At 63.2% G+C, this 22,769-nt stretch carries 26 protein-coding genes; 16 read left to right on the top strand and 10 right to left on the bottom strand.

Translation table 11 applies throughout. The features are described 5' to 3' along the window. Position 1 precedes the first annotated feature (1 nt). Positions 2 to 331, bottom strand: a complete 330-nt coding sequence (locus tag K3146_RS12195; protein ID WP_221546590.1) for an SEL1-like repeat protein — start codon at positions 329 to 331, stop codon at positions 2 to 4. Between the two features lie 294 nt (positions 332 to 625). Here K3146_RS12195 and dksA point away from each other — a divergent pair, with 294 nt between their 5' ends. From dksA to K3146_RS12235, 8 genes are all read left to right on the top strand, one after another. Then, the gene (dksA, locus tag K3146_RS12200; RefSeq protein ID WP_221546591.1) at positions 626 to 1,081 is read left to right on the top strand and encodes an RNA polymerase-binding protein DksA; all 456 of its coding nucleotides are present in this window, start codon (positions 626 to 628) and stop codon (positions 1,079 to 1,081) included. Positions 1,082 to 1,208: 127 nt separating this feature from the next. Further along, entirely contained in the window at positions 1,209 to 1,571 is a 363-nt protein-coding gene (locus tag K3146_RS12205; protein ID WP_221546592.1) for a PilZ domain-containing protein, read from the top strand. A gap of 20 nt (positions 1,572 to 1,591) precedes the next feature. Then, entirely contained in the window at positions 1,592 to 3,091 is a 1,500-nt protein-coding gene (locus tag K3146_RS12210) for an ABC transporter substrate-binding protein (protein WP_247711273.1), read from the top strand. A 5-nt stretch (positions 3,092 to 3,096) separates the two neighbouring features. Further along, on the top strand, positions 3,097 to 3,567 hold the full coding sequence (locus K3146_RS12215; RefSeq protein ID WP_221546593.1) for a DUF4112 domain-containing protein: 471 nt from the start codon (positions 3,097 to 3,099) through the stop codon (positions 3,565 to 3,567). 37 nt (positions 3,568 to 3,604) lie between these two features. Continuing rightward, the gene (locus tag K3146_RS12220) at positions 3,605 to 4,396 is read left to right on the top strand and encodes a tryptophan 2,3-dioxygenase (protein WP_221546594.1); all 792 of its coding nucleotides are present in this window, start codon (positions 3,605 to 3,607) and stop codon (positions 4,394 to 4,396) included. After that, on the top strand, positions 4,393 to 5,040 hold the full coding sequence (kynB, locus tag K3146_RS12225; RefSeq protein ID WP_221546595.1) for an arylformamidase: 648 nt from the start codon (positions 4,393 to 4,395) through the stop codon (positions 5,038 to 5,040). Before K3146_RS12220 ends, kynB begins: the two co-directional genes overlap by 4 nt. Then, on the top strand, positions 5,033 to 6,250 hold the full coding sequence (gene kynU, locus K3146_RS12230) for a kynureninase (protein ID WP_221546596.1): 1,218 nt from the start codon (positions 5,033 to 5,035) through the stop codon (positions 6,248 to 6,250). Before kynB ends, kynU begins: the two co-directional genes overlap by 8 nt. Positions 6,251 to 6,298: 48 nt before the next feature. Continuing rightward, a complete protein-coding gene (locus tag K3146_RS12235; RefSeq protein WP_221546597.1) occupies positions 6,299 to 6,712 on the top strand; it encodes a hypothetical protein in 414 nt (137 codons plus the stop codon). 212 nt (positions 6,713 to 6,924) lie between these two features. Here K3146_RS12235 and K3146_RS12240 read toward each other — a convergent pair whose 3' ends face one another. Further along, the gene (locus tag K3146_RS12240) at positions 6,925 to 7,533 is read right to left on the bottom strand and encodes an HNH endonuclease (RefSeq protein WP_221546598.1); all 609 of its coding nucleotides are present in this window, start codon (positions 7,531 to 7,533) and stop codon (positions 6,925 to 6,927) included. Between the two features lie 126 nt (positions 7,534 to 7,659). Between K3146_RS12240 and gluQRS the strand changes: the two genes are divergently transcribed. From gluQRS to K3146_RS12265, 5 genes are all read left to right on the top strand, one after another. Next, positions 7,660 to 8,490, top strand: coding sequence for a tRNA glutamyl-Q(34) synthetase GluQRS (gluQRS, locus tag K3146_RS12245; RefSeq protein ID WP_221546599.1), 831 nt, complete (start codon positions 7,660 to 7,662; stop codon positions 8,488 to 8,490). 9 nt (positions 8,491 to 8,499) lie between these two features. Then, on the top strand, positions 8,500 to 8,730 hold the full coding sequence (locus K3146_RS12250; protein WP_221546600.1) for an HIG1 domain-containing protein: 231 nt from the start codon (positions 8,500 to 8,502) through the stop codon (positions 8,728 to 8,730). Between the two features lie 10 nt (positions 8,731 to 8,740). Beyond that, positions 8,741 to 9,319 carry a cob(I)yrinic acid a,c-diamide adenosyltransferase gene (locus tag K3146_RS12255; RefSeq protein WP_221546601.1) on the top strand — a complete coding sequence of 193 codons (579 nt, stop codon included), beginning with the start codon at positions 8,741 to 8,743 and terminating at the stop codon, positions 9,317 to 9,319. A 71-nt stretch (positions 9,320 to 9,390) separates the two neighbouring features. Then, complete coding sequence (locus K3146_RS12260; RefSeq protein ID WP_221546602.1) at positions 9,391 to 10,263, top strand: 3-hydroxyacyl-CoA dehydrogenase NAD-binding domain-containing protein; 873 nt, start codon at positions 9,391 to 9,393, stop codon at positions 10,261 to 10,263. Positions 10,264 to 10,310: 47 nt separating this feature from the next. Further along, entirely contained in the window at positions 10,311 to 10,655 is a 345-nt protein-coding gene (locus K3146_RS12265) for a hypothetical protein (RefSeq protein ID WP_221546603.1), read from the top strand. Between the two features lie 59 nt (positions 10,656 to 10,714). Here K3146_RS12265 and K3146_RS12270 read toward each other — a convergent pair whose 3' ends face one another. Continuing rightward, positions 10,715 to 11,083 carry a hypothetical protein gene (locus K3146_RS12270; protein ID WP_221546604.1) on the bottom strand — a complete coding sequence of 123 codons (369 nt, stop codon included), beginning with the start codon at positions 11,081 to 11,083 and terminating at the stop codon, positions 10,715 to 10,717. Positions 11,084 to 11,107: 24 nt separating this feature from the next. Further along, entirely contained in the window at positions 11,108 to 13,732 is a 2,625-nt protein-coding gene (mutS, locus tag K3146_RS12275; RefSeq protein ID WP_221546817.1) for a DNA mismatch repair protein MutS, read from the bottom strand. A 114-nt stretch (positions 13,733 to 13,846) separates the two neighbouring features. On the opposite strand from mutS, the gene K3146_RS12280 reads away from it, so the two are divergent. From K3146_RS12280 to K3146_RS12290, 3 genes are all read left to right on the top strand, one after another. Next, positions 13,847 to 16,111: an NADP-dependent malic enzyme gene (locus K3146_RS12280; protein WP_221546605.1), complete on the top strand. Its 2,265-nt coding sequence runs from the start codon at positions 13,847 to 13,849 to the stop codon at positions 16,109 to 16,111. Positions 16,112 to 16,124: 13 nt separating this feature from the next. After that, a complete protein-coding gene (locus tag K3146_RS12285; protein ID WP_221546606.1) occupies positions 16,125 to 17,264 on the top strand; it encodes an aminotransferase class V-fold PLP-dependent enzyme in 1,140 nt (379 codons plus the stop codon). Positions 17,265 to 17,377: 113 nt separating this feature from the next. Then, positions 17,378 to 17,977: an outer membrane protein gene (locus K3146_RS12290; RefSeq protein WP_221546607.1), complete on the top strand. Its 600-nt coding sequence runs from the start codon at positions 17,378 to 17,380 to the stop codon at positions 17,975 to 17,977. Positions 17,978 to 17,990: 13 nt separating this feature from the next. On the opposite strand, the gene K3146_RS12295 is transcribed toward K3146_RS12290, so the two are convergent. The 6 genes from K3146_RS12295 to ctrA all read right to left on the bottom strand — a co-directional run bounded on the left by K3146_RS12295 (position 17,991) and on the right by ctrA (position 22,769). Further along, positions 17,991 to 18,638: an SDR family NAD(P)-dependent oxidoreductase gene (locus K3146_RS12295; protein WP_221546608.1), complete on the bottom strand. Its 648-nt coding sequence runs from the start codon at positions 18,636 to 18,638 to the stop codon at positions 17,991 to 17,993. An 11-nt stretch (positions 18,639 to 18,649) separates the two neighbouring features. Next, positions 18,650 to 20,017, bottom strand: a complete 1,368-nt coding sequence (locus tag K3146_RS12300; RefSeq protein ID WP_221546609.1) for an NAD-dependent succinate-semialdehyde dehydrogenase — start codon at positions 20,015 to 20,017, stop codon at positions 18,650 to 18,652. A 58-nt stretch (positions 20,018 to 20,075) separates the two neighbouring features. Next, positions 20,076 to 20,777: a tRNA (guanine(46)-N(7))-methyltransferase TrmB gene (gene trmB, locus K3146_RS12305; RefSeq protein ID WP_221546610.1), complete on the bottom strand. Its 702-nt coding sequence runs from the start codon at positions 20,775 to 20,777 to the stop codon at positions 20,076 to 20,078. Positions 20,778 to 20,835: 58 nt separating this feature from the next. After that, positions 20,836 to 21,261, bottom strand: a complete 426-nt coding sequence (locus K3146_RS12310; protein ID WP_221546611.1) for a response regulator — start codon at positions 21,259 to 21,261, stop codon at positions 20,836 to 20,838. Between the two features lie 127 nt (positions 21,262 to 21,388). Continuing rightward, a complete protein-coding gene (locus tag K3146_RS12315) occupies positions 21,389 to 21,835 on the bottom strand; it encodes a response regulator (protein WP_221546612.1) in 447 nt (148 codons plus the stop codon). A gap of 238 nt (positions 21,836 to 22,073) precedes the next feature. After that, a complete protein-coding gene (ctrA, locus tag K3146_RS12320; protein ID WP_221546613.1) occupies positions 22,074 to 22,769 on the bottom strand; it encodes a response regulator transcription factor CtrA in 696 nt (231 codons plus the stop codon).

The following is a 22,769-nucleotide window of genomic DNA, read 5'->3' on the forward strand; positions in this document are numbered from 1 at the left end:
GTCAGGCAACCTTGCGCTGACCATCAAGCAGCCATTCGCGGGCGCGGCGCTGTGCTTCAGCGATTTCGCGAGCGGTCATCTCTTCAGACACGTCGGCGCGGCACCAAGCGGCTTCTTCATGACCCTTCGAGGCAGCAATGTTGAACCATTTGTGCGCCTCGATCATGTCGACGCTGCAGCCGTGGCTACCGGTAGAGAATGCAACCCCGAGATCGTAGAGTGCGTCAAGACTGCCCTTGGCATAGGCAGCGAGATATTCTGCGACCGTCGCCTGGCCTTCTTCGCTCTGTTCGATGCGGCCTGCGCCGCCTTCGATGGACGTGAGTACCATGTCCCAAACTCCCCCAATTTTCGGCCGGCCCCCTGCCGGACAAACCAAGGTTTCGAGGCTTATGGTCAATAAATGGTTAACGCCTGCCTCAACTATTTGCGCGGGTGGGGCGTGCGGTAGGCTGAGCTTAATCAGTCACAGGCTATGGGCAAATCGGGAAAGCCGCTTGTGTGCACCCCATGGCGTGCCTATAGGCCGCGCCATCGGAGCGTCGCAGGTACCGGAAAAATCCGGACTGGCGGGAATGGCGGCGTTCTCGCGGAAGAGAGTTGCGAAGAAGGGTACCAGGCTCAAATGGCCACGGCTTCTAATGTTTCGGAAAAGCTCGCCAAGGCGAAAGCCGCTGTCGATCCGGACTATGTCCCCACAGATGACGAAGAATACATGGGCGAGCGGCAGCAGGATTATTTCCGCATGTTGCTGCTCGATTGGAAGAAATCGATCCATGATGCGGCCGGCCAGACGCTGCAATCCTTGCAGGACGGTCCGATACGCGAACCCGACCTGAACGATCGGGCCTCTTCGGAAACCGATTGGGGCATCGAACTTCGTACACGCGATCGTCAGCGCAAGCTCATCTCCAAGATCGATGCCGCGCTCAGGCGACTCGACCAAGGCGAGTATGGCTGGTGCGAGAAAACCGGCGATCCCATCGGTCTCAGGCGCCTGATTGCCCGGCCGGTCGCCACCATGACCGTCGAGGCGCAGGAAGCGCACGAGCGGCGCGAGAAAATCTCGCGCGACGATTGATCTGGTCGGCAAACCTTAGCGAATTAAGGTTTTCGATAAACCAATTGTTATGAATGTCGGTCTAGGCCGATCCGACGGGTTCACGCGCCACCGGGATGGCACAGGCTACAGGGCAAAGGTCGAGTTTATGGTCGATACGCGCAGCATCAAGCGCGACAGTCTTTTCCTCATGGCCCAGGTGCGTCTGTACGGAAGGGCGGCGAGCGACAAGGTCAAGGTCCGCAATCTTTCCAACACCGGCATCATGGTCGAGGGCGAGCTGCTTGCCGAAGTTGGCCAGCGTGTGATCGTCACCCTGCGCAATGTGGGCGAGGTCGGTGGCACCGTTGCCTGGACCCAGAGCGCACGTGTCGGGATTGCATTCGACGAACCGATCGAAGCAGCTCACGCCCGCAAGCACATGCTCGAATCGCAATCGGAAGCACCGCGATATGCTCGCCCGGCGGTGCATGCGCCTTACGCCGACAACTATCGCAAGCGTTCGATCTGACCTGACATAGGCACTTGTGCTTGCCTGAGGACGCGGCGCTGCTACGTCCTCACAACATGCGCCACGCCCTTTCCCTGGTCCTTGCTGGCACCATCCTGACCGGATGCGGCGCGTCTGCAGACGATGGCGTGGTGGATATTGCCTATATCGGTACCGCCGCCTCGCTGTTTTCCTCCGATGCAGAATTGACGCCCGGCGCCCAGATGATGCGCTCGGCGCAACGCCAGGGGCTGGTCCGGTTCAATGCGCGTGGTGAAGTCGTTCCGGGCATCGCCGAACGCTGGATCGTGACCGATGATGGCAAGAGTTACATATTCCGGATTACCGAGTTCGACCTGCCCGATGGCGAGCGGCTGACCGCGCGCGCGGTTCGCGATGCGCTCGTCGACGCCGTCGAGAGGCTCGAGGGAACCAGCCTCGGTCTCGACTTGCAGAAGATACAGGACATCCGCGCGATGACCGGCCGCGTCATCGAGATACGCTTGCGCAGCCCCATGCCGGGATTTCTCCAGCTTGTCGCCCAGCCCGAGCTCGGCATCGCTCTTCGCGAAGCCGATCCCGGCCCGATGGTGGCCGTGCTGGAGGAGGGCACGGCAATCCTCCGGGCGATCCCGCCCGAAAGCCGCGGCCTCGCCCAGCAGGAAGACTGGGAGGATTTGACCAGCGAGATCCGGGTCAGCGCTCTGGCCCCGCGTGATGCAGCCCGTGCTTTTGCGCAAGGGGAAGTCGATCTGGTGCTCGGCGGCCGGATGGAGACCCTGCCGTTGGCCATCACCGGTGCGCTTTCGCGTGGCACCGTGCGGCTCGATGCGCCGCTTGGGCTGTTCGGCCTCGACGTGGTGAGACCACGCGATTTCCTTGCCCTTCCGGCCAATCGCGAGGCACTGGCCATGGCGATCGACAGGCCCGCGCTCGTCCAGCAGCTCAATCTGGCTGGCTGGAGCGGTTCGACCCGGATCGTGGCCGACGGCCTGCCGGGTGACGACGACACGGTGGGCGAGCGTTGGGAGAACAGCACGATCGAACAGCGCCAGGCACGGGCGGCCCAGCGCGTGCGCCAGTGGCAACAGCTTAGCGGCGAGCCGGTCTCGATCAGCATATCGCTACCACAGGGCCCTGGCGCGGACATCATCTTCGACGCTCTGTCGGGCGATTTTGCCGCCATCGGGATCACCGCCCGGCGGGCGACTAGCCGTGAGGAAGCCGATCTTGTGCTGCGCGACAAGGTGGCGCGGTTTGCAGGGGCGCGCTGGTTCCTGAACCAGTTCAACTGCGAGATTTCCGCTCCGGTGTGCAGCGAGGACGCCGATTATCTCGTGCAGCTTTCGCTTGATGCAGCCAATCCTGTCGAAGAGGCATCCTATCTATCGGAGGCCGAGCAGGCACTTACGGCGACCAATCTCTATATTCCGCTCGGCTCGCCGATCCGCTGGTCGCAGGTGCGCGCGGGGGTCGATGGTTTCTCGGAAAACGGCTGGGCATTCCATCCCTTGTTCCCGCTCACACGCGCCCCCATCTAGCTGTCATGGAAGACAATCGTCTCACTCCGATCGAACCCGACGGTCCGCGAGCCGAGGGGTTTGGTGCACAACCGGGCGCAGGCCCGCTGCGCTTCGATTTCCCCACCGGCAATGATCCCCAGTCGATCCGCCGCCGGGTCGAAGCGATGGAGATGATCCTCGAGCGCAGCATGGTGGTCCCCGGAACGAACTACCGCATCGGCCTCGACACGATCGTAGGTCTGGTGCCGGTTCTCGGCGATATCATCACGGCGGCGATGGGCAGCTACATCGTGTGGGAAGCGCGCAATCTCGGCCTGCCGAAGTGGAAGCTGTGGCACATGATGGGCCGGGTCGGGTTCGATACTGCGGTCGGCGCTGTTCCCCTCGTCGGCGATGCTTTCGACCTGCTCTATCGCTCGAACTCCAAGAACCTGCGCACGATCAAAAAGCATCTCGACAAGCACCATCCCGCGACCCGGGTGATCGACCAGTAGTTTCAAACGTCACCAAGGCGCGCTAGGGCTCTCGCCCATGGCATCCGACGTAACCTATTCGAGCTATCTCGACCTCGAACGTATCCTCGCCGCGCAGCACCCTGCCAGCGATGCGCATGACGAGATGCTCTTCATCATCGTCCACCAGGCAAGTGAGCTGTGGCTCAAGCTATGCCTCCATGAACTGACCGAAGCGCGCGAGTGCATCCGTGCCGACCGGCTGCGCCCCTCGTTCAAGATGCTCGCCCGCGTGGCGCGCGCCCAGGGCCAGCTGATCCAGAGCTGGGATGTTCTGAGCACGATGACGCCGCACGACTACTCGACCATCCGCCCGCATCTGGGCGGATCGAGCGGGTTCCAGAGCGCGCAATACCGGATGATGGAATTCCTCCTCGGCGGACGCAATCCGGACATGATCACCATGCATGAGGCGACGCCCGAGGTAGCGGCGGGCCTGCGCGCAGAACTGACGCGCAAGAGCATCTATGCCGAGGCGGTGGCGCTGCTGGCGCGGCGCGGGTTCGACATACCGGCCGAGGTGCTCGATCGCGACGAGGCGAGCGCGTGGGAGCATTCGCCCGCTGTCGAGGCGGCTTGGGCGCAGATCTATCGCGACCCGAAGGAATATTGGGATCTCTACGAGCTGGCGGAGAAGCTGGTCGATCTCGAGTACCATTTCCAGCGCTGGCGTTTCGGCCATCTAAAAACGGTCGAGCGGATCATCGGCTTCAAGAAGGGAACCGGCGGTACGCCGGGCGTCCCCTATCTTGCGGGCGTGCTCAAAGCGGCCTTCTTCCCCGAACTCCTCAGCGTGAGGACCGCGCTGTGAGCTCGTGGAAGAGCAGTCGCCGTATCTGGGACATCAGCCAGGTGCTTCGTCCCGGCTTGCCGGTGTGGCCCGGCGATACCGCGTTCGCTTTCGAGCGGACCTGGCGGATGGACGAAGGTTCGCCGGTCAATGTGGGCAAGATGACCATGAGCACGCACTCGGGCACACATGCCGATGCGCCGCTGCACTATGCCGAGGATGGGCTCGATGCGGCGAGCATGGAGCTCGATCCCTATATCGGGACCTGTCTCGTGGTGGATGCGCGCGGTGTTACGGGCGAGGTGGACGTCGCCGACCTGCCGCATATCGAAAGCGTCGACCGCGTGCTCTTCCGCACCTGGGATGCCTTCCCGCATGACGCGTGGCGGAGCGACTGGCTGCCGATTGCTGCCGAGACCGTCGAATGGCTGGCGCTGCACGGTGTGAAGCTGATCGGCACCGACGCGCCCAGCGTAGATCCGCAGGAATCGAAGACGATGGACGCGCATCACGCGGTGCTGAAGCACGACATGCGCATTCTCGAAGGTCTGGTGCTCGATGACGTGGAAGAGGGTCGCTACGAACTGATCGCCCTCCCGCTCAAGGTCGGCGGGGGCGATGCAGGGCTGTGCCGCGCCATCCTGCGCGAGCTGCCCGATGCTTGACCGGGCAAGAGTGCTCGATGCGGGCGATCCGCTGGCGGAATACCGCGAGCGCTTTCTCGTGCCCGAGGGGGTGATCTATCTCGACGGCAATTCGCTCGGGTGCCTGCCCAGCGCCACGCCTGCGCGGCTGGAGGAGGTCGTGCGCGGCGAATGGGGTCAGGACCTGATCCGCAGCTGGAACACCGCCGGCTGGATCGACCTGCCCGCCAGGATCGGCGCCAAGATCGCCCCGCTGATCGGCGCGCAGCCGCACGAGGTGATTGCCTGCGACAGCGTCTCGGTGAACCTCTTCAAGCTGATCTCGGCGGGGCTGGCGATGCGTCCCGGCCGGAAGGTGGTGCTGAGCGAACCGGGTAACTTCCCGACAGACATCTACATGATCGAGGGGCTGGAGACCCAGGGCCTTGCCGAGCGGCGACTGGCCCCGCGCGACCGGCTCATGGAAGCGCTGGGCGACGATGTTGCGCTGCTGCTCCTCACCCATGCGCATTACAAGACAGGCGAACTCTTCGACATGGCAGAGCTGACCCGCGCGGCGCATGATGCGGGCGCGCTGGTATTGTGGGACTTGTCGCATTCGGGCGGCGCGCTACCCGTCGATCTCGGCGCTTGCGAGGCGGATTTCGCGGTCGGCTGCGGCTACAAATACCTCAACGGTGGCCCCGGCGCGCCGGCCTATGCCTTCGTGGCCGAGCGGCGCATCGCGGCCACGCAGCAACCCCTGTCCGGCTGGATGGGCCACGCCAGACCCTTCGCCTTCAGCGACGATTACGCGCCCGCACCGGGCATCGAACGCCTGCTCTGCGGTACGCCCGGCATCCTGGGCCTTGCTGCGCTGGAGGTGGGCGTAGACCTCATCGCCGAAATCGGCGTCGAGCGGCTCTATGCCAAGTCGCAGAAGCTGTCCGAATTCTTCCGCCAGTGCCTTGCCGAGCGCGGCATCGACCTCGAGCTCGTTAGTCCGACCGGTCCGGCACAACGCGGCAGCCAGCTCTCCTTCCGCCATCCCGAAGCCTACGCAATCTGCCAGGCCCTGATCGCCCGCGGCGTCATCGGCGACTTCCGCGACCCCGACATCCTCCGCTTCGGCTTCGCGCCGGCCTATTTGTGCTTCGAAGACATGGCTGAGGCTACGCGGCACATGGCCGAAGTGCTGACGAGCGGCGAATGGCGGCGCGAGGAATTCCGCAAGCGAGCCGCGGTTACCTAGGTCTGCTGATGGGTGGAATGCAGACTTTCGACTACTTAGGCTGATGCGATGAAGACTCACAAGAGTACTGAGCGCGGGGATGCGCTTCTTGCTCGCCTTCGGCGGCTAGCACCGGACTTGCGCGAAGAAGAAGCACGCGGAGAGTTTTTAGCAGTGGCTTCTTATCTCTCCGACGATGGTAGTCGTATACTCAGCTTTTGTGTCGATGGACTGCTGATCGACCCAGACCGTGAAGCCCGGTTCATTCCCTTCTCAGAAATCGAAGCCACAAGCTATCATGGGACCGAAGAGCTCAAGCAGGAAAAGTCCGGTCAAATGTCGAAAGAAGTAACTCTGACACTTAAGGATGGATCGTTGCTCCCAATACCACTCGCGACGCGTTCCGACCGTTTCTCTGAACGCCTTAGGATCGGCAACTTGATTGAACAACGGGTTCGATTGGCTGACGCTGATGAAAAGTAAGCGGCGATTGTCCGCAATCGGGTCGGAAGCCGCCATTCGGAAACTTCTGTCCTACACCGCTCCATTAATGCCAGCACCGCGCCATGCCGACTGGACAATCCTTCGCGACCCCGCTCCGAGACACGGGAGTTTGCTATTGTGTCGGTTTCTTGTTTCAGGACTGTGTTCCAAGCGTTCCAAAATTCAGCTTTGGATGCGCCAAACTGAACGGATCACTCCTCCAGCTCGATGTCCCAATAGAGCCAGTCCCGCCATGTCTCGTGGAGGTAGTTCGGCGGGAACATCTTGCCGTGCTGTTGCAGCTGCCAGTGCGTCGGGCGGATCGGCTCGGAATAAAGCTGCATGCCCGCCTGCTTGGGCGTGCGGCCGCCCTTCTTCATGTTGCAGGGCGCGCAGGCTGTGGCGATGTTCTCCCAGGTCGTTTTGCCGCCCAACCGGCGCGGGACGACGTGGTCGAAAGTGAGGTTATCCATGCTGCCGCAGAACTGGCAGGCGAAGCGGTCGCGCAGGAACAGGTTGAAGCGGGTGAAGGCGGGGAACTCGCTCGGCTTCACATACTGCTTCAGCGCGATCACGCTGGGGATCTTCATGTCGAGATTGGGCGAATGGACCTCGCGGTCATAGGTCGCGATCACGTCCACCCGGTCGAGGAAGATCGCCTTGATCGCGGTCTGCCAGGGCCACAGGCTCAGCGGGTAATAGGACAGCGGCGTGTAATCCGCATTGAGAACCAGCGAGGGGCAGGACTGGAGATTGCGGGTCGGATCCTCCGCCGCGGAGCGGAACCTTGCGGCTCTTTCAAGCAGTTCGGCCCTGAACACGTTGCGTCCCTCCCGATCTCTGTGCCGATACATCCATTTGCAGGATTCCGCGTCAAGACTGTTACACACTGCCTTTCCACAGGCTTATGCCGTGCATATCCACAAGCTGCGCGTTAGGAGGCTGTCATGGTGGTTACCCGCTTCGCCCCAAGCCCCAACGGCTCGCTGCACCTCGGCCATGCCTATTCGGCGATTGTCGCGCATGATATCGCGAAGGAGCGGGGAGGGCGGTTCCTGTTGCGCGTCGAGGACATCGACGGCAGCCGGTCGCTGCCCGAAAAGGCCGAGGAATTTCGAGAGGACCTCGCCTGGCTCGGACTGGAGTGGGAGGAGGTCCCGCAGCAATCGACCCGCCTTGAGGCCTATGAAGAGGTCGCGCGCGACCTGCTGCACCGGGGGCTGCTCTATCCCTGCAGCTGTACGCGCAGTGAGATCCAGGCGCTCAAGCCGCGGATTGGGCCCGATGGGGCGATCTATCCGGGGACATGCAAGGGGCGCTCGCTCGTGATGGACAAGCCGATCGCCCTGCGGCTCGACGCCGACCGGGCCATGGCCGAAGTTGGCGAGCTGTTCTGGGAAGACGAGACGAACGGTACCCAGATCGCCGATCCGCGTGTCTTCGGCGATGTCGTGCTGGTGAGGAAGGATGCGCCCGCCAGCTATCATCTCGCTGCAACGCTCGACGATGCCGCGGACGGCGTAACCCTGGTCACGCGCGGACAGGACCTCTTCGCGATGACGCATGTCCACCGCGTGTTGCAGGAGCTGCTGCACCTGCCGGTGCCAACCTGGCACCACCATCCGATCCTCATCGGGGACGATGGCGAGAAGCTCGCCAAGCGGCGCAATTCGCCCAGTCTCGCCAATCGTCGCAAGGCCGGGGAAGACGGGCGCGAACTTGCCGGGCAATTGCGGGCCGGTCGATTCCCGGCTGGAATTACGCTCGCAAGTGCCTAGATAGACGCCATGAACACATTCTTCGTCATTATCCTGCTCGCTGCCATGGTCATGGTGGTCGTCTCGCTCGTTCGCGGAGTGGTAGCTTTCCTGAAAAGCACCAAGGTCGATCTCGAGAGCGGCCAACAGGTCGACGCGACCGAGATGCAGCTCAAGCAGAACCGCGCCATGATGGCGCGCGTCAAATGGCAGGCGCTGGCGATTGTCGTGATTGCCGTCCTGCTGGCCGTCGCCAACTGACGGCGCGACCTTGGTCAAGCTCACCAAGATCTACACCCGCACCGGCGATGACGGGACGACGGGTCTCGTAGACAAATCACGCCTGCCCAAGCACGCTGCGCGGATGGAAGCGATCGGCGCGGTCGACGAGGCCAATTCCGCGCTCGGCCATGCTGCCGTTGCGCTGGCGGGAAGCGATCACGCCCAGGCGCTATTCCGCATCCAGAACGATCTGTTCGATCTTGGGGCTGATCTGGCCACGCCCGCTGCCGAGGGCGAGGATTTTACGCCCTCGGAAATGGTCTTGCGGATCGTGTCCGCGCAGGTCGAATGGCTCGAGCAGGCCATCGACGCGCTCAACGCCGATCTCGAACCACTCACCAGCTTCATTCTGCCCGGCGGGGGCGAAGAAGCAGCGCGGCTGCATATCGCCCGTGCCGCTGCCCGACGTGCCGAACGCGCCATGACCGCCATGGCAGGAGCCGAGCCGACCAATCCCCAGGCGCTGGCCTATATCAACCGCCTCTCCGACTACCTTTTCGTGCTGGCGCGCGTGGCCAATGATGGCGGGGCGGGCGACGTGAAGTGGATTCCGGGCCAAAACCGCTAACTGGCCGCTAGCCAAGCCCTCTCGCGCTCGCTAAGCCCTCGCGCTTTGCTGCAGGTGCGAAGGAATTTTCGATGAGCAAGACGATCGCCATTATCGGTGCGGGCCAGATGGGCTCCGGCATCGCCCAGACGATCGCACAGCACGGCATGGATGTGCTGCTGGCCGATGTGAGCCTCGAAGTGGCCGAGAAATCGGTCGCCGGTATCGACAAGGCCTTCGGCAAGCTCGTCGGACGCGGCAAGATCGAGATCGCCGAGGCCGAGGCCGCAATGAAGCGCATCACGCCGGTCGGCGACTACGATCGCATGGACGAGGCAGGCTTCATCATCGAGGCTGCGACCGAGCGGGAGGAGATCAAGAAGGCGATCTTCGAGAAGGCCGGTCAGAAGCTGGCCGCCGATGCGATCATGGCGTCGAACACCAGCTCGATCCCGATCACGCGCATGGCGAATTACTCGCCCGACCCGGCGCGCTTCATCGGCCTGCACTTCTTCAATCCGGTACCCGTGATGGGCCTGATCGAGGTCATCCCCGGTCTCGCCACTGCCGCGGAGACGACCGAGCGGACCAAAGCCTTCGCCGAGGCGCTGGGCAAGGAAGTGGTGCTGAGCCAGGACGAGCCGGGCTTCGTCGTCAACCGCATCCTGCTTCCGATGATCAACGAGGCGATCTTCGTGCTGGGCCAGTCGACCGCCGGGATCGAGGATATCGACAAGGGCTGCCGTCTCGGCCTCAACCACCCGATGGGCCCGCTGCAGCTGGCTGATTTCGTAGGTCTGGACACCTGTCTCGACATCCTGATGGTGCTCTACAAGACCACGCGTGACACCAAGTACCGGCCCGCGCCGCTGCTCGTTAAATATGTTGAGGCTGGCTGGATGGGTCGCAAGACCGGGCGCGGCTTCTACGACTATTCGGGCGAGGCGCCTGTTCCCACCCGCTAGGAACCCTGCGGGGCCGCCGCCCGTTGGTTATGCAAAGGAGAATTTGCATGACCGACCGCAAGCCAGAGAGCCAGGAAATGCGCCAGTCGGGCCTCGCGCCCGAAACGCATAATGACGAGCAGGACGACCATCGCAGCCAGGCGCAGGAAGTGGCGCAGCAGGCGGAGCAGCTGACCTCGGAGACCCGCTCGCCAACCGAAAGCGGGAAGGGACCTAACCAGTCCGGATTGATGGGCGATTCCACCCAGGATACCATCGACCACATGCGCGACATGGAAAGCTCGGGCCGGATCGACATGGACGCCTATCGCGGCGAGCCCAACCACGACGACAATGTCGACAAGTATGGCAAGGGCCACAACCCAGACGGGCTACGCGGCGACGGCAGCTGATTGCCAGCTTGCAGAGCTATGATCCGGTGGTGACTGCACCGGTCCTTGCTTTGCAGTGACTAGAAAATTTCCGGATCGTCCTCGTCGTCGAGGTCGATTGTGGGCTCCGCGTCGCTGATGAAGAAGTCGTCCTCCTCGGGGGAGGGATCGAAAGGTTCGTCCGCGGTTCCGACGGCAGAAGAGTACCATTCATCCAGCGACGGGGCCTCATCCATGGCGGCGATCGCTTCTTCCTCAGTCTGCGGCTCGGCATCGGAGGGCTGCGAAGTGCGCGTTTGCGTGAACTCTGCCTGATGTTCGGCGGCGAAATCCAGCGATGCGTCGCGCATCTGGGCATCGCGGCTGAACAGCGTCGACATGGCGAAAAGCATTCCGCCGGACATGACAAAGAGCCCGGCAAGGATCAGCAGGGTGGTGCGCATCTTCATGCGCCCTGGCCTACGCACTATTGGTTAAGATTGGCTTTTTTCGCTTTCCGCCCTCAGTGCGTAGAGCTGATCCAGCGCCTCGCGGGGTGACAGCGAGTCGAGGTCGAGCGCCATGAGCGCCTCGCGCAGGCTGTCGGTCCTTTCATCGGCTGCCTGAGCACTGACGGCGAAGAGCGGCAAATCGCCCAGGCCCGCTGCCAAACCACCTGTCTCTGCGCGGCCCTTCTCCAGCTTGTCGAGCACAGCCTTAGCGCGCTTGATGACCGGCGAGGGCACACCGGCGAGCTTTGCGACCGATAGGCCATAACTACGGTCCGCGGCTCCTTTCGCCAGTTCGTGCAACAACACGAGATCGCCCTTCCATTCGCGTGCGCGGACATGGTGGAGGCTGAGCGCATCGCAGGTCTCCGCCAGGCGCGAGAGCTCGTGATAATGCGTTGCGAACAGGCAGCGGCACTTGAGTTGCTCGTGCACCGCCTCGACAACGGCCCAGGCCAGCGCCATGCCGTCATAGGTCGAGGTGCCGCGTCCGACTTCGTCGAGGATGACAAAGCTGCGATCAGTTGCCTGGCTCAGGATGGCAGCGGTTTCGACCATTTCGACCATGAAGGTCGAGCGCCCTCGAGCGAGGTTATCCGAGGCGCCGACACGACTGAAGAGGCGGTCTGCAATGCCGATGCGCGCAGACGTCGCAGGCACGAAGCTGCCCGCCTGCGCCAGCAACATGATCAGCGCGTTCTGCCGCAGGAAGGTCGATTTACCGCCCATGTTCGGTCCACCGATCAGCCACAGGCGGTCATCGCGGCCGAGCGCGCAGTCGTTGGCCACGAAGCGTTCGCCAGTCTTCGCGAGTGCCTGTTCGACAACCGGGTGGCGGCCCCCTGTCACCTCAAGGCACGGCTCGTCGAGTATTTCAGGGCGGACCCAGTCGGCTTCGGCGGCGCGTTCCGCCAGTGCCGCGCTGACATCGATCCGGGCGAGGGCGGCGGCAGTCGCAGCGATTGCCTCGCGCGTCGCCACGACCTCGCCCACCAGCTCTTCGAAATGCGCTTCCTCGGCCGCGAGCGCATGCGCGCCCGCCTCGGCGATGCGGCTGGCCTCCTCGTGCAGCCCGACCGAGTTGAACCGCACGGCGCCCGCCATGGTCTGGCGATGGGTGAAGCCGCTGTCGGCTGCCATCAGCTTGTCGCCGTGCTTTGCGGGCACCTCGATGAAGTAACCCAGCACCTTGTTGTGCTTGATCTTGAGCGAGGCGGTGTCCGTTTCCTCGCGATATCTCGCCTCGAGCGCGGCGATGGCCTTGCGGGCATTCCCGCTCGTTTCGCGCAGTGCGTCGAGCGCGTGGTCATAGCCGCTGGCAATGAATCCGCCCTGGCTGCGTTCGGTCGGCGGGGAGGGGACGAGCGCGCGGGCGAGGTGATCGACCAGAGCGGCATGACCGCCCAGCGCATCGGTGGTGCGGGTGAGCAGCGGCGGCAAATCCGCGCTGGCAGAGAGCATGTCGCGCACTCGGCGTGCCTCGGAAAGGCCGTCACGGATCTGGCCGAGGTCGCGCGGGCTGCCGCGTCCGGCGACAATCCGCCCGAGCGCGCGACCGATATCGGGAGCCTGGCGCATCACCGCGCGGATATCTGCTCGCAGCAGCGGGTCGGCGTGGAAATGCTGCACGCTCGCAAGCCGCATCTCGATAGCGGCGATGTCGGCCAGCGGCGCGGCAAGGTCCTCAGCTAGCTGACGGGCACCGGCGCCGGTCGCGCAGCGATCGACACAGGCGACGAGGCTTCCCTCGCGCCCACCATTCTGCGCGGCAAGTATCTCGAGGCTGCTACGCGTCGCGGCATCCATCGCGAGGTGCTCGCCGCTACCGCGCCCCACCGGGGGGAGCAGGAAAGGCAGCTGCCCGCGCCCGGCATGGTCGAGATAGGCGATCAAGCCCGCCGCCGCCGCCAGCATGGGGCGCGAGAAATCGCCAAGCCCGTCGAGGGTCGCAAGGCCGTGCAGCTGTTTCAGCCTTGCTTCGCCATCATCGCTGCGGAAATCGTGGCGGGGGCGAGGGATGATTTCGCCTGCCGGATCGTCCCAATCGTCGGGAGCGACCACTTCGCTCGCACCGAGCCGGGCCAGCACCGCGTCGAGGCGGTCGGAGGCGCAGTCCTCGAGTTCCATCCGTCCGGTCGAGATATCGCAGGCCGCGATGCCCACCCGGTCGCGCACAGGAGCGATCGCTACCAGCAGGTTCGCACGGCGCGGTTCGAGCAGCGCTTCCTCGGTAAGCGTACCGGCGGTGACGAAGCGCACGATATCGCGCGCGACAAGCGCCTTCGAAACGGGCGAGCCCTCGCGCTTCGCGCGTTCTTTTGCCTCATCGGGCGTTTCGGTCTGCTCGGCAATTGCGACCCGGCAGCCGCCCTTGATCAGCCGGGCTAGGTAGCCTTCCGCAGAGTGCACCGGCACGCCGCACATCGGCACGGGCTCGCCGTCATGCTCGCCGCGCGTCGTCAGCGCGATGTCCAGAACGCCCGAGGCGACCTTTGCATCGTCGAAGAAGAGTTCGAAGAAATCCCCCATCCGGTAGAACAGCAGCGCATCACCTGCCTCTCGCTTCAGGGCGAGATATTGCTGCATCATCGGAGTGGGTTGACCGGCCATCACTTTGCCGTAGCGGCCAGCCTGCCGATTCGGGAGTCGGGCCACGTGGCCTTTCCCCTATGACTTCTCGCAAAATCCTCTTAGGGGCATCCCCAAGGAGCTATGAGGACCCAGATGGCCGAAGAAAAGCAGAGCGGTTTCAACGCGCGCGAGGCGCTGTTCTACCACGAAACGATCCGCCCCGGTAAGATCGAGATCATTGCCTCCAAGCCCATGGCGACGCAGCGCGACCTTGCGCTGGCCTATTCACCCGGTGTCGCCGCTCCGGTGGAAGCGATTGCCCAAAATCCGCAGGATGCCGCGCGCTACACCGCTCGATCGAACCTTGTCGCGGTGATCTCCAACGGCACCGCCATCCTTGGACTCGGCAATCTGGGTGCGCTGGCTTCCAAGCCGGTGATGGAAGGCAAGGCGGTGCTGTTCAAGCGTTTCGCCGATGTCGATTCGATCGACCTCGAACTCGATACGGAAGATCCCGAAGCCTTCATCAATGCGGTCGCGCTGATGGAGCCAAGCTTCGGAGGCATCAACCTGGAAGACATCGCCGCGCCCGAGTGCTTCATCATCGAGCAGGCGCTGCGCGAGAAGATGAATATCCCGGTCATGCATGACGACCAGCATGGCACGGCGATCATATCGGCGGCGGGCTTGATCAACGCTTGTCATCTAACGGGCCGCAAGCTCGAAGATGTGAGGATGGTGGTGAATGGTGCCGGTGCCTCGGCACTCGCCTGTACCGCACTGATCAAGGCGATGGGCGTGCGGCACGAGAACGTCATCGTCTGCGACCGTGCCGGCCCCATCTATCCAGGCCGCGAAAATGTCGACCAGTGGAAGAGCGCCCATGCAGTGGAAACGCCGCATCGCAGCCTCGAGGAAGCGCTTGAGGGCGCCGATGTCTTCCTCGGCCTGTCGGCGGCAGGTGCGCTCAAGCCGGAATGGGTCGAGAAGATGGCTGACAGGCCGATCATCTTCGCCATGGCCAACCCAACGCCCGAGATCATGCCGGACGAGGCGAAGGCCGTGCGCCCCGATGCGATCATCGCGACCGGGCGCAGCGATTTCCCGAACCAGGTCAACAACGTCCTCGGCTTTCCATTCATCTTCCGGGGCGCGCTCGACGTGCAGGCCACCGCGATCAACGAGGAAATGAAGATCGCCGCGGCCAAGGCCATCGCCGAACTCGCGCGCGAACGCGTGCCCGAGGAAGTGGCGGCGGCCTATGGCGTCACCCACCAGTTCGGCGAGGAATATATCATCCCCGCACCCTTCGATCCGCGCCTGATGGAAGTCGTATCATCCGCGGTCGCCAAGGCTGCCATGGATACGGGCGTAGCTCAGGCACAGATCGAGGATTTCGACGCCTATCGCCACGAACTGAAAGCCCGGCTCAACCCGACCACCGGTGCGCTCACCAACATCTACGAAATGGCGCGCAACAATCCGAAGCGGATGGTTTTTGCAGAGGCCGAGGAAGACGTGGCATTGCGCGCTGCGATCCAGTTCCGCGACTATGGCTATGGCGAGCCGATCCTTGTCGGCCGCACCGAGAAAGTGCGTGAAAAGCTGGTCGAACTGGCGGTGGACGATCCGGACGACTGGATCATCGAGAATTCGGCCGTGTCGGACAAGGTCCCCGCGATGGTCGACTATCTCTACAAACGCCTCCAGCGCCGCGGCTATACCGAGCGAGACGTGGGCCGCATGGTGAACCAGGAGCGCAACGTCTTCGCCGCCCTGCTGGTGGCGCTCGGCCATGGCGACGGCATGGTTTCGGGGCTGACCCGCACTTTCGCGCAGACAGCGCGCGAAGTGGCGCGGGTCATCGATCCCAAGCCGGGCGCAACGCAGTTCGGCATCCACATGATGATCGGCAAGAACCAGACGACATTCCTCGCCGACACCACGATCAACGAACGCCCGAGCGCAGCGCAACTGGCGCATATTGCCAAGGAAACCGCCACGGTGGCGCGCCGCATGGGGCACGAGCCGCGGGTCGCCTTCATGTCTTATTCGACCTTCGGCAACCCTTCCGGCCAATGGCTGGCGAACATCCGCGATGCAGTGGCGCTGCTCGATGCCGACGACACGGTCGATTTCGAGTATGAAGGCGAGATGGCGCCCGATGCCGCGCTTAACCGAAAGGTGATGGACCTCTATCCCTTCAGCCGCCTGTCGGGGCCCGCCAACGTGCTTGTCATGCCCGGGCTGCAATCGGCCAATCTCTCGGCCAAGCTGCTGCGCGAGCTGGGCGGGGAGACCACCATCGGCCCGATGATGATCGGCAGCGAGAAGCCGGTGCAGATCGCACCAATGACTTCGATCGCCCCCGATGTGCTGACGCTTGCGGTGCTGGCGAGTGCCGGGGTGCTGGGCTGAGGAAGGCTGCTTTATGGCGATAGACTGCCAGCGGCATCGCTTCGCGATCCCCGATGAAGTGCACTATCTGAACTGCGCCTACATGTCGCCGCTCGCCACCAGCGTGAGCGATGCGATGGTCGCGGGGGCAATGCTCAAGGCGCAGCCCTGGACCTACAAGCCTGCGGATTTCTTCTCGGTGGTCGAGGAGTTCCGCGAGAAAGCGGCGCGGCTTGCCGGGGTTTCCTCCGATACCATCGCTGTCGTTTCCTCGGCGAGCTATGGCCTTGCTGTTGCCGCCGCAAACCTGCCGATGGAGCGGGGCCAGACGGTCGTCACGCTGGGCGACCAGTTTCCATCCAATGTCTATGTCTGGCAGGAGAAGGCCGCGCGCTGCGGAGGCAGGGTTATCGCGGTCGAGCGTCCTTCGCAGAGCTGCTGGACCGACGCGGTCCTCGAGGCCATCGGACCGGAGACTGCGGTAGTGGCCGTACCCCACAACCACTGGGCGGACGGGCGCATGGTTGATCTCGTCGCGGTGGGCAAAAATGCGCGTGCCAACGGCGCAGCGCTGGTGCTTGACCTCACTCAATCGCTCGGCGCCATGCCGCTCGACTTCGCCACGGTGCGGCCCGATTTCGCGGTTGCCGCCTGCTACAAATGGCTGATGGGTCCGTACGGGATCGGAATGCTCTACGTTGATCCGGCACACCATGGCGGCGTTCCGATAGAGCATAACTGGATCAACCGTGCAGGTTCGGAAGATTTTGCACGGCTTGTCGATTATCGCAGCGATTTCCAACCCGGCGGGCGCCGGTTCGACATGGGCGAGAAGTCGAATGCTCCCCTGCTCATGGGTGCAGGTGCGGGTCTCGATTTCCTGATGGAGTTCGGTGTCGAGGCCATTGCCGAAGAACTCGGCGCGAGGACCGGGCATCTTGCAGCACAGGCGCACGAACTGGGGCTCACTTCCGCACCGATCGGCACGCGCGCGCCGCATTTCCTGGCGCTCGGCTTCCCTGATGGCGTTCCGGCTGGCCTGACCGAGACACTGGCCGAACGGCAGGTGCATGTCTCGCTCAGGGGGACATCGCTGCGCGTGACGCCGCATCTCTATAACACTCCCGCGGATAGCGAGGCCCTGATCGCGACCCTGCGCGATTGCCTCGCCTGAACGGCGCGGGCGCACGGGTCGTCGCGACCGGTCCGCCCATTCACGATTTGGCAAGCGGCCCCGACCGTAGCCCTCTTTCCACGTGCATGGGATCGCACTGGAAAGGACAGAAAATGAAGAAGTTTCTCGTTACAGCTGCGCTTGGCGCAGGCATGCTCGCAACCCCGGCCCTGGCACAGGACGCGCCCGGCGGCTTTCATGTCGGCGCGATTGCCGGCTTTGAAGGGGTCGATGTGGAAACGGCAGGGCCCGGTGTGACGCTCGATAGCGATGCGGCGGTCTACGGCGTTACGGCCGGCTATGACCTTTCGCTGGGGAGCGCCTTTGTCGGGATCGAGGGTGAGATCTCGACCAGCGACAATTCGGCCCAGTTCCCGAGCGGTGCGGGAGCTGCCTACGACGGGCTGGACACCAGCGGCCAGTACTACATCGGCGCGCGTGCCGGTTTCGCGCTGACGCCCGGCATCGCGGCCTACGGCAAGGTCGGCTACACTTCGCTCGATACCAGCGCCTTCACTTCTGCCGGTTCGCTCGACGAACTCGAAGAGAACAGTGGCGGTTTTCGTTTCGGCGGAGGCTTGCAGATCGGCCTTCCCGGTCCGCTAGAGGCGCGTCTCGAATACCGCCGCTCGCGCTACGACGATTCCGCCTCGGGCGACTTCGGTGAAGTGACGACCGACCAGTTCGTTGCAGGTCTGGGCCTGCGCTTCTAGCCGGGCCTGAACTTCAGAACGGCAGGGCCTTGCCGGTATAATCGACATAGGCGTAGCCCGGCTGCGCTTTCTCGACCACATCGGCGAGGCCCCTTGCGCTTTCAGCGACCGTGATGTGCGCATTGGGTCCGCCCATGTCGGTCTGCACCCAGCCAGGGTGGAGCGAGAGGACCGCGAGATCGCGCCCTGCTGCATCCTGCTCGGCGATGCCCTTGGCGAGCATGTTCTGCGCGGTCTTGCTGGTGCGGTAGAGTTCGTATCCGCCCGAACTGTCCTCGATCGAACCCATCAGCGAGCTCATGAAGGACAGCGATCCGCCGTCCTTGATCTGCGGGAGTAGCTTCTTTCCGAGATGCACCGGGCCGAAGGCATTGGTCATCATGACCTCGGCGACCTCTTCGGCTGTCGCCTGCTCGCTCGACTGGTGCTTCGCGCCGGTAATTCCTGCGTTGACGATGACCGCGTCGAATTCGCCCTCGACATCGAAGGTGGATGGATCGGTGACGTCGAGCGTCTGCACGCTCACGCCTTCGAGCGCGTGAAGCTCGTCGCTCTTGGAGCGCTCGGTGCCTGTCACCTCCCAGCCGCGCTCCTTGAATTCCTTCGCAAGACCGAGACCGATGCCGCGCGATGCGCCGACGATAAGGACGTGATTGCTCATTTTCCTGTCTCCTAGGCCGGGTGGACCAGCGTCTTGAGGTTCATGAATTCATGGAGGCCGAACTCGGCGAGTTCGCGGCCATGGCCCGATCGCTTGATGCCCCCGAAAGGCGCTTCGATCTTGGAGCCATTGACCGCGTTGAATGTGGTCATCCCCGCTTCGATAGCATTGGCGAAGTGTTCCTTCTCGTCTTCGTCATTGGTCCAGACCGCCGAACCGAGACCATAAGGGATTGCGTTGGCGATGGTGGTCGCTTCTTCGATATCCTTCGCCTTGTAGAGCTGGCCGACGGGACCGAAGATTTCGTCCGTTCCGGTCTCGCTGGCGAGGGGGACATCGGTGAGGAGGCCGGCGGTCATCCAGGCCCCGGGCCGGTCGAGTTTCTCCGCGCCGAACAGCAAGGTGCAGCCCTCGTCCTTCGCCTTGTCGACCTGCTCCAGCACCGTGTCGCGCTGCCCCTCGCTCGAAAGCGGGCCGAGCTCGGTGTCGTCATCCATCGGGTCGCCCAGCTTCACACCCTTCAGCGCAGCAATGAAACGCTCGGCGAAATCGTCGTAGATGTCGGCATGGACGATGGTGCGTTTGCCGCAGATGCAGGACTGACCGTTGTTCTGGATTCGGGCAGTCACGGCGTCCTTCACCGCCTGATCCATGTCGGCCGAGGGCATGATTATGAAAGGGTCTGTCCCGCCCAGCTCGAGCACGACCTTCTTCAAGTTCTTGCCCGCGCGTTCGGCCACTGCGCTCCCCGCACCCTCGCTCCCGGTAAGCGTGGCTGCGACGATGCGCGGGTCGTCGATCACCTTGCCGATCGGATCGGAGGAGACGCACAGGTTCTGGAAGAGCCCTTCGGGTCCGCCCGCCTCAAGCACCAGCTCTTCCATCCGCGCGGCGACGCCCTGTACGATGCTCGCGTGCTTCAGCACACCGACATTGCCGGCAAGTATCGTCGGCGCGAGGAAGCGGATCACCTGCCAATAGGGGAAGTTCCACGGCATGACCGCGAGCACCGGGCCTTGTGGCAGCCATCGCGCCTCTGCGCGCCCGCCGTCAGACAGGTCCCAGAATTTCGATTCGAGCATCGGCGGCCCGTGCTCGGCATAATAGTGCAGCAGGCTGGCACATTTCTCGACCTCGGCACGCGCCTGCGTGATCGGCTTACCCATTTCGGTGACGGCGAGGCGGGCGAGCTCCTCGTTGTTGCTTTCATAGAGATCGCCGAGCTTCGTGAGGAGCTGCGTGCGCCGGTCGAGTGGGGTCTGCCGCCAGTCGCGATAGGCGCGCGTCGCGGTCTCCAGCTTGCGATCGATGCCGTTTGCATCGAGCGTTTCATAGGTGGCGATGGTCTCGCCGGTCGCGGGGTTGGTCGTGGTGATCAAGAGGTGCTCCGTCAGGGTTCACCCCATCAATGGCCACATCTTGCCAGCGTTCCGCGTTTCACTTCCGCCGGAAGCGGAAATACCAGACTTCGTGGCCGTAGGTGTTGCGCGCCTTATGTTCGTAGCGCGTCTCGCACCAGCCCGAGGGGCGCTCTTCCCAGCTGTGCCGGTCCTCGACCACCCATTCGAACACGTCGGTGAAGCGGCGCATGACCATGAGCGCATGGCGCAGGTAGACGGGGTGGTCGGTGCCAAAGCGGAATTCGCCGCCGGGCTTCAGCTTGTCGGCGAACATGCGTACCGGCCCGTCGTTCATCATGCGGCGCTTGGCATGCTTGTTCTTGGGCCAGGGGTCGGGGTGCAGCAGGTAGAGCATGGTCAACGCGCCATCGGGTACGCGGGCGAGGGCATCGAGCGCGTCGCCATGATGGATACGGACATTGGCGAGACTGCCGTCGCGCACATGCATGAGCGCCTGCGCCACGCCATTGAGGAAAGGCTCTGCGCCGATGAAGCCATGATCGGGCAGCAGGTCGGCACGATAGGCCATGTGCTCGCCGCCGCCGAAACCGATTTCGAAATGGAGCGGACGGTCGAAGCCAAACAGCGCCTCCGACGTCACCGGCCCTTCCGTGGGTACGGCAATTTGCGGCAGGAGCTTGTCGACGAGCTCTTGCTGCCCGCTGCGCAGGGGTTTGCCCTGGCTGCGACCGTAGAGCCGGTTGAGCGTGGTCGGATCGCCTTCCTTGAATGCTGACATGGCGCGCCCGCTAGGCGAAAAAGGGCGCTGCTGTCCAGCGTCCAGCCGCCGCGCCCAATCAGGCTGCGCGGGCGAGGGCCGGATTTGCGAGGTAGAGGGCGATGGTGTCGAGGAGATCGGATAGGTCGCGCGGCGCGATCGGCTTCTGCAGCAGGTGATTGGGTCGAACGTAATCGATCCGCGCGGCGAGGCGCGAGCTATCCCAGCCGGTGATGAGGATGGTCCTGACATCGGGGCATTGCTTCTGCGTGGCGGCGAGCAATTCGATGCCGTCGCGTTTCCCGTCCAGTGCATAGTCGAGCAGCAACACCTCGGGCGGATCCTCCCCCAGGCGGAGCAGCGCGTCGGCGACGTTCAGCGACTGCCAGATCACGTCATATCCCGCTGCTTGGGAAATCTCCCTCAGCAGGAAGGTGAGTATCTCGTCATCCTCGACGATGGCGATACGTGGCTGTCCACGGTCAGATGACATGGTATTCGGCATGGGCGACCCCCCGGAAGCTATGCCAACTGCTTAAGTGATCGAAGCTGCGGGCGCGCCTCCGGATGAATACCTAGGCGGGAACCAATATCGTCTTGGCACTCAACGATTTGGCTGCAACCCCAATTTGTCAGTGTGGCCGCCCAACGGACGGTTCCGAAGGTGCGGAGGCTGCCGCTTCGGCAATCGAGTGTTCGGGCTGGGCAAAGGCGTGCTCAATGACTTCCTGCAGGACATGCGGGGCGACCGGCTTGCGCAGGATACGATCGGGCTGGGCTTCTCCCATCCGCGATGCGATATCGTTGATATCCCAGGCGGTGACCATGACGATGAAGACCGGGATGTCGCGGTCCCTGATCTCGGTGATCAGCTCCAGACCGTCGTGATCGCCCTCGAGCGCGAAGTCGAGCAGGAGGAAGTCAGGCTTCTCGCGCTCGACCAGTGCGAGCGCGCCATCGGCATCGCTTTCGCAGCCGACCACTTCGAAACCGCAGGATTTGCAGGATTCGTCGAGCATGAAGGCAAGGACGCTATCGTCCTCGACTATGGCAATGCGAGGTGTCCGCTCTTCATTCATGAACCTTTCCTTCCGCCCTGATGGAAAAAACGGTCCCCTGCTTCGCCCGTTGGCGATCGCAAGCGATGCGACAGCTACTAGACGAAACCCTGAATAACAGAGTGGTTCCCGGCGATCCATTGGCCCGGAAATGTTTTCCACTTATGATTCAAAAGGATGGTTGATTGTCTGCCAAGAAAAACGCCCGGAAGCCGAAGCTACCGGGCGTCTCGCTGTCCGTCCAAGAGGAAACTTGTACTTAGGCGGCTTCCGCCTCTTCGCCCGGATCGCGCAGCACGTAACCACGGCCCCAGACGGTTTCGATGTAGTTTTCGCCGCCGCAAGCATGGCTCAATTTCTTGCGCAGCTTGCAGATGAAGACGTCGATAATCTTGAGTTCGGGTTCGTCCATGCCGCCATAGAGGTGGTTGAGGAACATTTCCTTGGTCAGCGTGGTGCCCTTGCGGAGACTGAGCAGTTCCAGCATCGCATATTCCTTGCCGGTGAGGTGGACGCGGGCGCCGTCGACTTCGACGGTTTTCGCATCGAGGTTCACGGCCAGCTTGCCGGTGCGGATGATCGACTGGCTGTGGCCCTTCGAGCGGCGCACCACGGCGTGGATGCGGGCGATCAGTTCTTCGCGGTGGAACGGCTTGGTGACGTAATCGTCTGCGCCGAAGCCGAAGCTGCGGATCTTGCTGTCCATCTCGGCAACACCCGAGAGGATAAGAACCGGCGTCTGCACCTTGGCGACGCGCAGTTTCTTGAGCACGTCATAGCCGTGCATGTCAGGCAGGTTCAGGTCGAGCAGGATGATGTCGTAATCATACAGCTTGCCCAGATCCAAGCCCTCCTCGCCGAGGTCGGTCGAGTAGACGTTGAAGCCTTCGGTGGTGAGCATGAGCTCGATCGCTTTCGCGGTTGTCGGCTCGTCTTCGATCAGCAGTACACGCAT

This window comes from Qipengyuania vesicularis, assembly GCF_019711415.1.
Taxonomy (GTDB): domain Bacteria; phylum Pseudomonadota; class Alphaproteobacteria; order Sphingomonadales; family Sphingomonadaceae; genus Qipengyuania; species Qipengyuania vesicularis.